The sequence below is a fragment of the Ruegeria sp. BC3 genome (assembly GCF_056539265.1).
The window spans coordinates 292,190-306,494 of the sequence record NZ_JBQFUP010000002.1; the positions used below are offsets into that span (position 1 = coordinate 292,190).

The following is a 14,305-nucleotide window of genomic DNA, read 5'->3' on the forward strand; positions in this document are numbered from 1 at the left end:
TTTTCACTAAAGCAGCGTCAGGGCGTTCCGACCCAGGCAATCACCAAAGGCACGGTCAGAATACTTGCGGCCGTGGACAGCAGGATCGCAGCAGATGCTCGGTGCGGGGCAACGCCGTAATGCGCGGCCAGCATGTATACATTGCCTGCCACTGGCAACGCCGCGGCTGCGATTGCCACGGATGCCGGAAAGGCGGCAACGGGAAGAATCCACAAAAGAACGATTGCAACGCAGGCAGGGTGGATGACGAGTTTGCAAAAGCTTAACCAGCCCGCGATATGAACGCGCTCGGCCGATTTGCTGGCCAGCGACGCTCCGATAGCGAACAGGGCGCCTGGTGTGGCCGCGCCGCCCAGAATGGTCAGGAAATCGTTCAGTGGCGTAGGGACGGGGATTTGAAAGGCGGACCAGAGCAGACCAGCTGAGATCGAAACGATCATCGGGTTCTTCAGCAGCCCGATCCCGATCAGCCGGAAAGTTGCCGGGGTCAGTCGCCCATCACGCCCGCCGTTGATTAGAATGACGATCAATGACGAGAACACGACCAGATCAACGGTCAGAACCAGCATGACCGGCCCGATGGCAGCCTCGGTAAACAGCAACGCCAACATGGGCAGCCCTAAAAAACCGACATTGCCGATCGCCGCGCATTGCGCCTCGACCGCAGCGGTTGGGATATCAAGCCGCCGTACCCATGCAACCAGAGTGGCTAGGCTGTACACCGCCGCGGTGCCGATCAGGTACCCCAGAACAAGCCTTGCATTGAAAATCTCGGCAAAGGGCAGGGTGGCGGCAAAGCGAAACAGCATGGCCGACAGCGCGAAATAGAAAACGAATTTGGTCAGATAGGCCGTCGCCTCTTCGGTGAAAAAACGGCTGCGACCGGCCCAGTATCCCAGGCCGATGATCGCGAAAAAGGGCAGCGTGCGCAGGAAGATATCGACCATGAGGAACTTCGTATCACGGATTTAGCAAGCTGCAAGCATTGTCCGCACACAGGATTGGCTTGCGGCCTAAAACCCGTTCGAGTTGCCTAAACAATTGCCTCTGACCCGGAAACTATGCGAATCGTTGTATCTGAACTGAACGGTTTATACATTCGACACCCATATGAACTAAGGAGAGCCCATGACCGAAGCAGCCGCCATCCTGCGTACAGGCCGAAAATTTGATCAGGTCCTGCGCGGAGCCCGAGAGGTTTTCATGGCGGACGGTTTTGAGGGTGCAAGCGTTGACGACATTGCACGGACCGCCGGGGTGTCGAAAGCAACGCTTTATAGCTATTTTCCGGACAAGCGCCTGTTGTTCATGGAAGTGGCCCAGGTCGAGTGCAAGCGGATGGCAGAAAACGTCGTTGCGATGGTGGACGACTGCAAACCGGCCCGCGAAGTTCTGACGATTGCTGCGAGGGAACTAACGGCTTTTCTGGTCTCGGATTTTTCGCAACAAATGTTTCGCATCTGCATCGCCGAGCGCGACAGATTCCCTGAGCTAGGTCAAACATTCTACGAGGCCGGACCACAGAACGGTCAGCGCAAGATGGTCGAATATCTCGAGAAAGCGGTCAACAAAGGCGAGCTGGCCATCGACGACCTCCAATTGGCAGCAGAGCAGTTCAGCGAATTGTGCAAGGTTCGGATCTGGACGCGTGCAGCCATCGGAATTCAAAAGAGCTTTTCCAAGGCAGAGATCGACGAAATCGCCCTGCAGGCGGTTGAGATGTTCATGGCCCGGTACGGTGTTTAAGCCGGTAGATCCAAGATAAAGCGCAAAACGACCCGCACCCGGCATCCCGGATGCGGGCTTAACCAGTCACTCGATAAATGTCTTTGCCAGCCGATCGCTGATTGGTTGCGACAGATAGCTGATCACAGCACGCTCGCCCGTATTCACGAACAGATCTGCAGGCATGCCCGGTACCAGATCAAGGGCGGCGACTTCGGTGGATTGATCCGCATCCAACTTTACCCGCGCCTTATAGTATGTCTCGCCGGTGCGATCGTCCTCCAATGCGTCGGCAGAGATGTCGAATATCTGTCCGCTGGCCTCGGGGACGTCGGCTTGCGCAAAGGCTGACAGGCGAATTCGTGTGGATTGCCCGATCTGCAGCTTATCGATATCGCCGGTTTTGATCCGCGCCTCGACGATCAGTGCCTGATTGGCGGGGACAATATCCATGATTGGCTCGCCGGGACGAATGACGCCACCTTTGGTCGAGACCGCCAGGTTGACAACGCGTCCACTGGCCGGGGCCAGCACCTTTGTCCGCTTCAACCGTTCTGCCGCGCCGCTGTATTGCGAGCGGATCAGATCAAGCTGCGCGTCCACGATCGCAAGTTCTCCGGCGATAACTTCATCGCGCAGTTTTTGCTGGCTAAGCAGGGACAATTGCAATTCCTGAACCTGATCTTCAGCTTGCGCGATTTGAGTGCGCAACGACGCGTCGACGCCGCCCAGACGCTCCAGTTCGATCTGACGCGCGCTGACACGCGTGGCCGCCACTAAGCCGTTTTCCAGAAGGGATTGCAGGTTCGACAGCTCGACCTGAGTGATGTCGACCTGGTTCTGGGCCGAACGTCGCTGTTCATTCAAACCCGCGATCTGGTTGCGCAAACCCGAGATACGCTGCGCATTGATCTGGACTTCGGTCTGTCGTGCGCGGGCTTCTGCGTCAAACAGCTGTTTTTGCGTCAGATAGGGCGACAGCCAGTGCAGGCGTTCCATTCCGTCACTGAACCCGGCCAAGGCCGTTGATTCATCGAATTGTTGACTGCCGCTCATTTGCGCCAACAAACGGGCGCGGCGCACTGACAACTCGCCCAACTGACTACCCAAAACACTTAGTTCAACGTCAATTTCGGTGCTATCCAGCTGCACCAAGGCCTGGCCCGCATTCACGAATGCGCCGTCTGTCACGAGGATCGAGTCGATGATGCCGCCATCCAGATGTTCCACCGTCTTGCGATCACCTTCGACCACGAACGAAGCAGGCGCGACCACGGCCCCATCCAGTTTTGAGGCGAAGGCCCAATAGACGCTGCCCCCGACAAAGGCCGTCAGGGCGAACAGCCCGAATAGGACATACCCCCTGATCCCCGGAGGCTGGGCGATCTGTGTGTCCTTCATGGCGAGGGCGGGCTGAGAATTCGGGCGTTGGATCAACTGTGTCATTGGGCCGCTCCGGTGATCTGAGGTGCAGAGGCAGGGCGCGCAGCAGGTGCCTTCGCCCCGGTTTGTGTCGGATTGTCCAGAACGTTGCGCCGGTTCACGCGCAGAACGTCCTCTTTGTTGCCGAACTGGGTCTGGGTTCCATTGCGCAGGACCATGACCTTGTTGGCCGCCTGCAGAGTCGCCGGACGGTGGGTCATGACGATGGCGATTGCGCCACGGGCCCGAGCCGCCATGATCGCATCGCGCAGCGCCTGCTCGCCTTCGGCGTCCAGGTCCGAGTTCGGTTCGTCCAGGATCAGTACAAACGGATCGCCATATAGCGCGCGCGCCAAAGCCAACCTCTGGCGTTGCCCGCCCGACAAAAAGAACCCACGCCCGATCCGGGTCTCATATCCGTCGGGCAGGGCGCTAATCATTTCGTGCACGCCAGCCTCGCGCGCAGCGCGCAGCACTTCGGCATCGTCAATGGCAACAGAAAACCGGCCAATGTTTTCACGGATTGTACCGTCGAACAAATCGACGTCTTGCGGCAGGTAACCGATCTGCTTGCCCAAGTCCTCTTCGTTCCATTTCGACATTGGGCTGCCGTCCAGCAGTACTTCGCCCCGTTGCGGGTGCCATATACCGGCCAGCATCTTGCCCAGCGTGGTCTTGCCCGAGCCGCTGTGGCCGATAATGGCCAGCACGTCCCCAGCCACCAAACCAAAGTCGACTTGACGGATCGACGCGTTGATCGCGCGCGGAGGTCCAGCCTGCGCGATCTTGACGTCCAGCGATTTGAACGCTCGGGGCAGGTGAAGGTTGGGCGGGGTATCAGCGAATTCGTCGGTCAGTTTGGAGAGCTTTGTGTAGGACCCACGCGCCGCCAAAAAGCTGCGCCACTGGCCAATCAGCTGGTCAATGGGTGCCAACGCTCGGGCGAGCACGATAGTGGCGGCAATCATTACGCCAGCCGTGGATTCACCGGTTATGGCAAGAGCGGCGCCCAGACCCAGAATGGCGGATTGCAAACCCATCCGAACGGTTTTTGAGATCACCGAGAAGCCGGCCACCCGATCTGCGGCACGGGTTTTGTGTTGATGCGCCTCTGTTTGAAGCGAGGTCCAGCGGCACAACAGATCAGACTTCATGCCAAGCGCGTGCACCATTTCGGCGTTCTTGTCGCTGGTGTTGAACAAAGCGTCCGAACGGCCGCGTGCTTGCGTCGCCGACTGCATTGGCGTCCGTGCGCGCGCGTTGTTGATCAGCGCCATGACCGTCAGCAAAACCGCACCGGCCAATCCAAGCAGGCCCAGATAGGGGTGCAACACATACAGCACCAACAAATAGATCGGTATCCACGGCGCATCAAAAAAGGCGGTCAGGGTCGTGCCCGAGATGAACTCGCGAAAGCCATTCACATCTTCGACCAGATTGTCGCCCGCCTGGATCTCACCTTGGACACGGCGGCACATTGCAGCCCCAAGAACGGGGGCACCGACGGTCAGCTCAAACCGGGCCGCCAGACGGCCGAGAATGCGCATACGCATCAGGTCGAGACAGGCGATCACGACGAAAACACCGGCCAGTAAAACGGAGAGGGCAATCAGGGTCTCGACATTCTGGCTGGTCAGAACGCGATCATAGACCTGCAGCATGTAAAGCGGCCCGGCCAGCATCAGAAGGTTGAGAAACAGGCTAAAGAAGGCAACTGCGACAAATCCTTTGCGCAATGACCCCCAGGCGGATTTCACGGGGTTGGCTTTCTGGAACATCGGGGAACCCTTTCCGGTTGTAAAAACGGGGCGACTTGCGTCGCCCCGTTGTTGATTGATTAGACGACGAAGTCGTTGTCGTTCAGATCAGCAACGTCGAAGTTCGACAGGCGAACAGAACCGGCATCGCCAAAGCTGATCACGGTGTCCTGCCCGTCCTGAGCGGCATTAACTTCACCAGCGAAGTCAGGGTTCAGATCGCCGATCTGGATCTGGTCCACACCCACCTCAAAGTCCGTGATCGTATCGTCACCGAACGTGCCCTGGAACAAGAAGGTGTCAGCACCTGCGCCCCCGATCAGGACATCGTTGCCGCCCTCACCGTTCAGCAGATCATCACCCTCGGCACCGTCCAGAACGTTTTCCTGATCGCTGCCGACAATAACGTCGCCATCATTCGAACCGATCACGTTCTCGATCGAGACCAGCACGTCAGTTTCGATCTGATTGTCGATCACGTCTTGCCCGACAACTCCGGTACCGCCTGTGGCGTCGACATCCAGTGTGGCACCAGCATCCACCAGCGTGTCCTGCACGACCGGACCATTCACACCCGCAGGAGCGTTGTGCAGATGGATCGCCGAAACGACACCGGGGATCGGCGTGTTCAGATCGGCTTCGTTCAGTCCTACAACGCTAAGTTCGCTGGAATAGCTCACCTCGCCCGTTGTCAGGTTCTGAGTGATGACGACCGTCGCGTTGCCGGTGGCGTCGCTGTCCGATGTTGGTCCGGGCTCTTGCTCTGCGTCCAGAACACCGCTCGGTGAAACGGTGCGGATGCCGTTCTCGGTCACGTCGCTGTCGACCAGCAACTGCCCGCGAATTTCGCCCGCTGGGAAGTCAGAGGTGTGGATGTTGTAGTATAGGTTGCCCTGCACGGCCTCTTCCACGAACCAGTTGCCATCCGGGATGTTCGCACCGAACTGATCCGGTGCGTCCACAATCGCATCCACGATAGAGACGTTGAAACCGGTGTCGCGCGTTGCGGTGCCGTTGCCGTTGGCATCCAGGCGCACCTGTAAGGCCACATCCAGATCCGAGAAATCAGCCGTGTCGACGCCTTCACCGCCATCGATGAAGTCGTTGCCCAGACCGCCGGTCAGTACATTGTCCGCATCGCCTGCGATCAGAACATCATCACCTGCACCACCGTCGATGTCGCCATTGGTGGTACCCAGATCGACGAAGATGTCGTCACCATCACCCAACAGGACGTTGCCGTTGATCACACCCTCGTCGTCGTTGACGATGGTGACATCTCCGGCATCTGTCGCGTCGATCGCATTGACGGTGCCGCGGATTTCGCCTTCGTTGAGGATCGCGCCCAGCAGGTTCAAACCTCCGTCGATACGAACGCCCACTGCGGCGTCCGATTGATCGGACCCGGCGATCAGACCCTCATTTATGACAACTCCGGCAAAGGACGCGTCATCCTGGTTGGTGAACAAGCGGAGACCGTCACCGACCTGGTTCCCCTCAACCGCGTCACCGCGGCCCTGGAAAACACCTTGGTTGGTAATCGCAGCCGAAACAACATCACCTGCCACATCACCGGTTTGCAGCGAGACGGCCGAGCCATTATTGTCCTCGCCTGCATCCACCAGTCCGGTGTTGGCGAAGGTATAGTTGTCAGCGGTGCCATCTGCGTAGACGGTTCCGTTGCGCTGGTTGCCGGTGCCCAGGATTGCCCCTTCGTTTTCAACCGAAAGGCCATCGCCATCGATGTTCAGGGCGCGGCTGTCCGAAGAAACGGTGCCGCGGTTTATGAACGCTCCGCCGCTGTGGTCGCCGGTCCCGAAATAGACGCCGTTCTGTACACCTGCGAAAAGGCCGGTTGCTTCGTTCGTCAGGGTGCCCTGGAAGTTGACGTTGTTGACCGCGCGGAATGCACCCACGGTGCCGTTTGCACCCTCCGAGGTGACCGACCCGCTGTTCGTGATCGCACCGTCAAACAGGGCCGGCCCAAATCCGCCGCCCTCAAGACGTGCACCTTCCAGACGGATGCCATCGCCAGCAGTGCCCAGTCCTGCGCCAGCGTTTCCGCGGCCAGCGATGGTACCTGCGTTCTGAACCTCGACCTTTCCATTACCGGTCTCGCCCAACGACAGCGAGATACCTGCGCCGTTGTTATGCTCGCCCGCATCAATTGTACCGGTGGCCAGGTTGTTGATCGAGAAATCACGGGCGGTGTCATCTGCATAGATCGTTCCGTTGCGCTGATCACCGGCGCCCAGAATGTCACCACCATTGATCAGGTCTACGCCCGAACCATCGATATTCACCGCACGGCTGCCCGACTGGATGGTGCCAAAGTTCAACACGTCCAGATCGTGTTCACCATTGCCGATATACAGACCGTTGCGCGGGCCTTCGATCACGCCGGTGGCGGTGTTCAGGATCTCGCCTTCGACATTCACGCCATCCGCGACGCGGATACCTGCGGCCGTGCCCTGATTGCTTTCGGTCGAGATCAGGCCGCTGTTAAGAATTTCGGTGTCCAAGGTGGCCCCTTCGGCACCGTCGTCGATGCGGATGCCATCACCGGCCAGACCTGTGTTCGCAGCTGCCTGTCCGCGCCCCTGAATGGTCGCGCCAAAGCCGTTGAAAACGTCGGTCTCCACCCGATCACTAACCTCATCGCCGATCTGCAGCGAGATTCCGGCCCCTTGGTTGCCGTCACCCGCATCAATCGTGCCGCCAGTGAAGTTTGAAATCGAAATGTCCTCGGCAGTGCTGTTGGTGTAGATTGTGCCGTTGCGCTGATCGCCGGTGCCGAGGATGTCGCCGAAGTTGCGAACATCGATGCCCTGGCCCTGAATATCCACTGCGCGGCTGTCTGAACTGATCACGCCACCGCGGAAGTTATCCACACCGCCCGAGCTTTGCGCCCCAGCAAACTGCACGCCGTTAAACTGGCCTACAATCTCGCCAAAGTTGCGCACGTTTGCGCTGCCGGTGACCTGAACACCTGTGGCCAGGGCGTCAGGGCCGCTATTCGCCTCAATCCGGCCGGTGCGGAAGTTGAAGACGTCAACGTCCTGACCCTGCGCCTGAACAGCAGCGACGGCATTGTTGGTGATGATCTCGCCAAAGTTCAGCAGGCGGGAAAAGTCGTTTGCCAGAACAAAGCCCGGTGTGTCGTCGACAACAGTGGTCTGGAAGAAGTTGTTGAAAAGGGTCTGGCCATCGCGGCTTGTCTCTTGCGCCAGATTGGACGTGGTCAAAAGACGCGCGCGCAGGCTTGTCAGAAGTTGGGACAGCATGGGGTACTCCGTCAAAAATTGTTAAGTTTGGCAGCCCGCCCGTTGATCGGGTCGTTCCACGTAACAAAGGGGTAGACGGCCACCCCGGTCTGCTGAAATTCATCCTGCAAATCGGGGGCATAACCAACGCAAATACTCACGGTTTGCGTGAATGCCCGCGTGGTTCGGAGTTGTAAAAACAGGGGGTTACGTTGTCCCCATTGTGTCACACAGCCTATTCAAAAGCGCGCGTTAACAGTTTCGTCAGTGGATTTGATCCAGATTTCCTGCGCGGTCGTGCGCTTTACGGTAGAAAGAGCCCAGCATTTACGTGACCGCAGAGAGATTGAGCGGATGAATTTCAGGGATTTGGAATATGTGCTCGCCATCGCAAAGCATGGCCAGTTCAGTCAGGCGGCGGTCGCTTGCAACGTATCTCAGCCTGCTCTGTCCAATCAGATCAAGAAGCTGGAAAACGAACTTGGGGTCGAACTGTTCCTACGCCTGAACAATGAAGTGCGCCCGACCGTCTTTGGTCAACGTATTCTGCAGGTTGCCGAAACCATCCTGTCTGAAGCTCAGAAAATTCGGGATACGGCGACCGAGTTTCGTGATCCCGAAGCCGTTCCATTCCGCATCGGTATGACCCCGACGCTTGCGCCGTACCTGACGCAATATTTTTCGGAATTGTTCAGTGACCAATTCTCTCGCATGCGTGTGACGATGATTGAGGATCTTCCGCAAAACATGTTGGACATGGTCGAAGACCATAGGCTGGACATGGCTTTGGTCGCAAAAGTGAACAACAGCGCCGCGCTGGATTTCACTTCGATCTGGTCTGAGCCTTTGTTTCTGGCCATGCGGCATGGGCATCCGCTCTGTACTCTGGACTCCGTCACGCCAGAGGATGTACCGCCACATGATTTTATCCGGTTGCCTCACAGTTTTGGCTACGAGCTTGAAGATCGTTTGCCCAAGGCGGATCCCGCGATCCGGGTCGCCAAGCGTTTCGACCTGAGCGCGCTGCGGTTCGAGACGATCTGCCGCCACATCTGCCACTCCGATGACTGCACCATCGTGTCCGCCCTGGCAGCCGAACAATTCAAACGGGATCAATGGCCATTGTGCTTTGTACCGTTCGAAGGGCCGGGACACTTGCGCAATCTGGGTGCTGCGACGCGCCCGGGGTACCCCAGACGCCCGGTTTTGAACCGCATCGGCGCTTACATTTTGGATCGCCCACCGGTCGGTGTGACGCCAACTTTCAAGGCGTAACGCCTCTCAATCCGCTGAAAACAAGCCCGGCCAACACAAGTTGTTCGCTGGTCAGGCATATTTAGTATCAAATTGAGTTGACAATGGATTTTGTATTTTGGATACAACTACCACAAATTTCGCGACGATGAGAGTCGTCTGGAATTGCTTGACCAACAAAAGCAACGCGAAAGCCGATTTAAAACATTTCTGGGAGACAATCATGAAACTTGGATTTTTGGCGGCAACTGCGGCAATCGCCCTGTCCAGCGCGGCCGCGCATGCCAGCACATTGGTATATTGTTCGGAAGGTTCACCCGAAGGCTTCGATCCGGCGCTGTTTACGGCCGGGACCACCTTCGATGCCTCATCGCACCCGATCTACAACCGCCTGCTCGAATTTGAAACCGGGACAACCAATGTGATCCCCGGTTTGGCCGAAAGCGTCGAAGCCAGCGATGACGGTCTGGAATACACGTTCAAGCTGCGTCAGGGGGTCAAGTTCCATTCGAACGACGAGTTCACCCCAACCCGCGATTTCAATGCGGATGACGTCATCTTTTCGTTCATGCGTCAGAAGGACGAAGGCCACCCGTATAACCAGGTGTCCGGTGGAACGTGGGAATACTTCAAGGGCATGGGCATGCCCGATTTGGTCGAGTCCATTGAAAAGGTCGACGACTATACCGTGAAATTCACTTTGACCAAGCCCGAAGCACCATTCGTGGCCAATATGGCGATGGATTTCGCGTCTATCCTGTCAGCTGAATACGCCGACGCGATGATGGCGGCTGGCACGCCTGAGAAGCTGAACACAGCGCCCATCGGTACCGGCCCGTTCTCGTTCGTGGCATACCAGAAGGATGCGGTGATCCGTTATGCCCAGAATGGCGATTACTGGAAGGACCCGGCGGATGTCGAAAACCTGATCTTCGCGATCACGCCGGATGCCTCGGTTCGGTATCAAAAGCTGAAGGCCGGCGAATGCCACATCATGCCCTATCCGAACCCCGCCGATATTCAGGCGATGCAGGATGACGGTGACATCAACATGATGGAGCAAGAGGGCCTGAATGTCGGTTACCTTGCCTACAACACCACAATGGCGCCGTTCGACAATCCGAATGTCCGCAAGGCGCTGAACATGGCGATAGACAAGAACGCGATCATCGAGGTTGTCTTCCAGGGCTCGGGGCAGGTTGCCAAGAACCCGATCCCGCCGACCATGTGGGGTTATAACGATGCCATCACGGACGACGCTTATGACCCAGAAGCAGCCAAGGCGATGCTGGAAGCCGAAGGTGTCTCTGACCTGTCGATGAAGGTTTGGGCGATGCCGGTGCAGCGCCCCTACAACCCGAATGCGCGTCGTATGGCGGAACTAATCCAAGAGGATTTTGGCAAGATCGGCGTGGATGTCGAGATCGTTTCTTATGAATGGGGCGAATACCTCTCACGTTCGAAAGACCTGAACCGGGATGGTGCGGTTCTGCTGGGCTGGACTGGTGACAACGGCGATCCGGACAACTTCCTGGCGGTACTGCTGGGCTGTGACGGTCGCGAAGCGTCAAACCGGGCACAATGGTGCCACCAGCCGTTTGAAGACCTGATCCTTGAGGCCAAACAGTCAACCGATCAGGCTGAGCGTGCCAAGCTGTATGAACAGGCGCAGGTCATCTTCAAAGAACAGGCACCATGGGCCACCATCGCGCATTCAGTCGTCTACATGCCGATGCGTAACGAGGTGCAGGGCTACAAGGTTCATCCCTTGGGCGGCCACATCTTCTACGGCGTAAGCGTCGAATAAAACACCACTCACTGATCGGAGCCGCCCCAATTGGCGGCTCCGGTTTTCAATATTGGGAGGTCGGCGCACATGCCGGATTTGTCCGAGTACCGTCAGCTGGCAAAGGACATGTCAGTAGACGCCGTGGCACTGGTGCCCGGCCCGAATTTCACCCGCGCATTGGGTAAACCCTTCATGAGCCATGAGCGTCCCTTTGTGGTCGTGATCCCGGCACAGGGAGCCCCGGCAGCAATTGTGCCCAATCTGGAACTGGGATCATGGGATCTGGTTGGTTTCGATGGTGCGGTTTTCGATTGGCTGGATCAGACCGGATATGACGGCGCATTCGCTGCTTTGGCCGAGCATATACCGCTAAAATCTCTGGCCGTTGAGGGGCAGGTGATGCGGGTTTTCGTGTCCAAAGCCTTTACCCGTGCCATCCCAGATCTGCGCATCGTGGACGGCGAGCGCGAAATCTCAGGCCTGCGCATTATAAAGACGGACGACGATATCGCCGCCTTGCAAGCGGCTATTGATGTTTCGGAACGCGCTCTGGAACGTGTTATCGCGGATGTGCGCGTCGGCCAGACGGAAAAACAGATCGAACAGGTGCTGATTCAGGCGCTTTTTTCCGAAGGCGCAGCCTCACTGGCCTTTTCGCCAATCGTTGCGGCCGGGGACAACTCGGCACGCCCACATGGTAAGGCACGGGCGGACTACCAAATCAAAGCGGGCGATGCGCTTTTGTTCGACTTTGGGGCACGCAAACATGGGTTTGCCGCCGACATCACGCGGACCTTCTTCGTTCAGGATGTCTCGGACGAGGGCAGGGCGGTCTATGACACGGTACTGCGCGCCAATCTGGCTGGCTTTGAAGTTTGCCGTCCGGGTGTAACTGCTCATAATATCGACGACGCTGTGACCGGAGTTCTCGAAGCGTCACCTTATGCGGACCGTATCCGTACCAAGACAGGACACGGTTTGGGTCGCGATGTGCACGAAGCGCCGTATATTATGCGTGGAAACGATCAGATCATCCGTGCTGGTATGGTCTGGACGAATGAACCGGGTCTCTATGATCTGGACAACTTCGGCGTTCGGATTGAAGATGATGTCTTGGTGACCGACGATGGTTGCCGCTCGCTAACCAGCTTTCCAAAAGATCTGACAATCATAGGTCGCTGATGTTTGGCTATTTTCTTACACGCCTTGGCATGTTCATTCCGACATTTCTGGGCGTGACGCTGATTTCGTTCATGTTCATCCGGGTGCTGCCGGGCGATCCGATCATCGTGATGGCCGGTGAACGCGGTATGACCGAAGAACGCTATCAGGAGATGGTCGAAAAGCTGGGCTTCGACAAACCTATCCTGCAGCAATACTGGGATTATCTGACCGGTGTGCTGCACGGCGATCTGGGTGAGAGCTTTGTCACCAAGAAGCCGGTTTGGGACGAGTTCTTTGCCCTGTTTCCCGCTACGCTAGAGCTTTCGATCTGCGCGATGATCTTTGCGGTTGCATTGGGGTTGCCAGCCGGCGTGATCGCCGCCGTGAACCGAGGCAAGTTCTTTGATCGGGCGCTGATGTCTTCGGCACTTGTGGGCTATTCCATGCCAATCTTCTGGTGGGCTTTGCTGCTGATCATCGTGTTTTCGGGCAATTTGGGCTGGACGCCGGTCTCCGGCCGGATCGACCTGCTGTACTACTTTCCCAGCGTCACAGGCTTCATGCTCATCGACAGCTTGCTTTCGGGGCAGGAGGGTGCCTTTAAATCGGCCGTACGCCATCTGATCCTGCCAACAATCGTTCTGGGCACCATTCCCCTTGCCGTCATTGCCCGCCAGACACGCTCGGCGATGTTGGAGGTTCTGGGCGAAGATTACATCCGTACGGCCCGTGCCAAGGGGTTGGCCCCAGCGCGGATCAACGGGCTGCATGCCCTGCGCAATGCACTGATCCCGGTGGTGACTGTAATCGGCTTGTCTGTTGGCACTTTGCTGGCTGGCGCGATCCTGACCGAGACGATCTTTAGTTGGCCCGGCATCGGCAAGTGGATGGTCGACAGTATCTTCCGTCGTGATTACCCGGTGGTGCAGGGCGGTCTGCTGATGATCGCAGTGATTGTCATGCTGGTGAACCTATTGGTCGATGTCCTCTACGGCATCATCAACCCCAAAATTCGGAGGCGGTGATGGCTGAATTGTCTGCATATCCACCCAAAACCGAAGACCGCCCCAGCGCATTGCGTGAATTCTGGTATTACTTCAGCGAGAACCGTGGTGCGGTTTTTGGTCTGTATGTGTTTTCCGCCTTTGTCCTGTGTGCGGCTTTTGCTCCCCTGTTGGCACCCTATGATCCGACCGAGCAATTCCGGGATCACATCCTGCAGCCTCCGGCGTGGCAAGAGGGAGGAAGCTGGGCCTTTCCCTTGGGAACCGATCCGCTGGGGCGGGACATGCTTTCGCGGCTGATCATGGGCTCACGCTATTCATTCTTTGTCGGCATTGTGGTGGTCTGTGTGGCCGTAACGGGCGGCGTGATCATTGGTCTGCTCTCTGGGTTCGCGCCCAAATGGGTCGACACGCTGATCATGCGGGTGATGGATATTATTCTGTCCTTCCCTTCGCTTCTTTTGGCTTTGGTTCTGGTCGCCATTCTTGGCCCGTCGCTGACGAACGCCATGATCGCCATCGCTATCGTCTTCCAGCCACATTACGTGCGCCTGACACGTGCTTCAGTGCTGGCCGAACGTCAGAAGGATTACGTTACTTCTGCCCGCGTGGCCGGTGCTGGCAAGGCCCGGCTGATGTTCAGAACGGTGCTGCCGAACTGTCTGGCCCCCATCATCGTGCAGGCCGCTTTGTCGTTCTCAACCGCCATTCTGGATGCCGCCGCGCTTGGCTTCCTAGGCATGGGTGCACAGCCGCCGACGCCTGAGTGGGGAACCATGCTGGCCGAGGCGCGGGAATTCATCCTGCGCGCCTGGTGGGTTGTGACGTTCCCTGGCCTGGCCATTTTGGTCACGGTGTTGGCCATCAACCTGATGGGCGACGGTCTGCGCGACGCGCTGGATCCGAAGCTAAAGCGGAGCTGACGAT

The 14,305-nt window shown here is 57.6% G+C and carries 10 protein-coding genes; 6 read left to right on the forward strand and 4 right to left on the reverse strand.

Annotated elements, in window-relative coordinates:
- Positions 1-17: 17 nt before the first annotated feature.
- On the reverse strand, positions 18-947 hold the full coding sequence (locus tag ACR0MV_RS06765; RefSeq protein WP_480701516.1) for an AEC family transporter: 930 nt from the start codon (positions 945-947) through the stop codon (positions 18-20).
- A gap of 181 nt (positions 948-1,128) precedes the next feature.
- Between ACR0MV_RS06765 and ACR0MV_RS06770 the strand changes: the two genes are divergently transcribed.
- Positions 1,129-1,746, forward strand: coding sequence for a TetR/AcrR family transcriptional regulator (locus ACR0MV_RS06770; protein ID WP_475206622.1), 618 nt, complete (start codon positions 1,129-1,131; stop codon positions 1,744-1,746).
- Between the two features lie 66 nt (positions 1,747-1,812).
- On the opposite strand, the gene ACR0MV_RS06775 is transcribed toward ACR0MV_RS06770, so the two are convergent.
- The 3 genes from ACR0MV_RS06775 to ACR0MV_RS06785 are packed head-to-tail and all read right to left on the reverse strand — an operon-like array spanning position 1,813 to position 8,188.
- Complete coding sequence (locus ACR0MV_RS06775; RefSeq protein ID WP_480701517.1) at positions 1,813-3,171, reverse strand: HlyD family type I secretion periplasmic adaptor subunit; 1,359 nt, start codon at positions 3,169-3,171, stop codon at positions 1,813-1,815.
- Complete coding sequence (locus tag ACR0MV_RS06780) at positions 3,168-4,925, reverse strand: type I secretion system permease/ATPase (RefSeq protein ID WP_480701518.1); 1,758 nt, start codon at positions 4,923-4,925, stop codon at positions 3,168-3,170. The genes ACR0MV_RS06775 and ACR0MV_RS06780 overlap by 4 nt, the downstream gene beginning before the upstream one ends.
- 59 nt (positions 4,926-4,984) lie before the next feature.
- Positions 4,985-8,188, reverse strand: a complete 3,204-nt coding sequence (locus ACR0MV_RS06785; RefSeq protein ID WP_480701519.1) for a beta strand repeat-containing protein — start codon at positions 8,186-8,188, stop codon at positions 4,985-4,987.
- Positions 8,189-8,521: 333 nt separating this feature from the next.
- On the opposite strand from ACR0MV_RS06785, the gene ACR0MV_RS06790 reads away from it, so the two are divergent.
- The 5 genes from ACR0MV_RS06790 to ACR0MV_RS06810 all read left to right on the forward strand — a co-directional run bounded on the left by ACR0MV_RS06790 (position 8,522) and on the right by ACR0MV_RS06810 (position 14,301).
- Entirely contained in the window at positions 8,522-9,442 is a 921-nt protein-coding gene (locus ACR0MV_RS06790; RefSeq protein WP_480701520.1) for a LysR family transcriptional regulator, read from the forward strand.
- Between the two features lie 202 nt (positions 9,443-9,644).
- Entirely contained in the window at positions 9,645-11,228 is a 1,584-nt protein-coding gene (locus ACR0MV_RS06795) for an ABC transporter substrate-binding protein (protein ID WP_480701521.1), read from the forward strand.
- A gap of 69 nt (positions 11,229-11,297) precedes the next feature.
- On the forward strand, positions 11,298-12,392 hold the full coding sequence (locus ACR0MV_RS06800) for a M24 family metallopeptidase (RefSeq protein ID WP_480701522.1): 1,095 nt from the start codon (positions 11,298-11,300) through the stop codon (positions 12,390-12,392).
- Positions 12,392-13,399: an ABC transporter permease subunit gene (locus ACR0MV_RS06805; RefSeq protein WP_480701523.1), complete on the forward strand. Its 1,008-nt coding sequence runs from the start codon at positions 12,392-12,394 to the stop codon at positions 13,397-13,399. Before ACR0MV_RS06800 ends, ACR0MV_RS06805 begins: the two co-directional genes overlap by 1 nt.
- Positions 13,399-14,301 carry an ABC transporter permease subunit gene (locus tag ACR0MV_RS06810; RefSeq protein WP_480701524.1) on the forward strand — a complete coding sequence of 301 codons (903 nt, stop codon included), beginning with the start codon at positions 13,399-13,401 and terminating at the stop codon, positions 14,299-14,301. Before ACR0MV_RS06805 ends, ACR0MV_RS06810 begins: the two co-directional genes overlap by 1 nt.
- Positions 14,302-14,305 lie beyond the last annotated feature (4 nt).

Coding starts and splice junctions, on each gene's coding strand:
- ACR0MV_RS06765 (WP_480701516.1), bottom strand. CDS start 947: ATGGTCGATATCTTCCTGCGCACGCTGCCCTTTTTCGCGATCATCGGC.
- ACR0MV_RS06770 (WP_475206622.1), top strand. CDS start 1,129: ATGACCGAAGCAGCCGCCATCCTGCGTACAGGCCGAAAATTTGATCAG.
- ACR0MV_RS06775 (WP_480701517.1), bottom strand. CDS start 3,171: ATGACACAGTTGATCCAACGCCCGAATTCTCAGCCCGCCCTCGCCATG.
- ACR0MV_RS06780 (WP_480701518.1), bottom strand. CDS start 4,925: ATGTTCCAGAAAGCCAACCCCGTGAAATCCGCCTGGGGGTCATTGCGC.
- ACR0MV_RS06785 (WP_480701519.1), bottom strand. CDS start 8,188: ATGCTGTCCCAACTTCTGACAAGCCTGCGCGCGCGTCTTTTGACCACG.
- ACR0MV_RS06790 (WP_480701520.1), top strand. CDS start 8,522: ATGAATTTCAGGGATTTGGAATATGTGCTCGCCATCGCAAAGCATGGC.
- ACR0MV_RS06795 (WP_480701521.1), top strand. CDS start 9,645: ATGAAACTTGGATTTTTGGCGGCAACTGCGGCAATCGCCCTGTCCAGC.
- ACR0MV_RS06800 (WP_480701522.1), top strand. CDS start 11,298: ATGCCGGATTTGTCCGAGTACCGTCAGCTGGCAAAGGACATGTCAGTA.
- ACR0MV_RS06805 (WP_480701523.1), top strand. CDS start 12,392: ATGTTTGGCTATTTTCTTACACGCCTTGGCATGTTCATTCCGACATTT.
- ACR0MV_RS06810 (WP_480701524.1), top strand. CDS start 13,399: ATGGCTGAATTGTCTGCATATCCACCCAAAACCGAAGACCGCCCCAGC.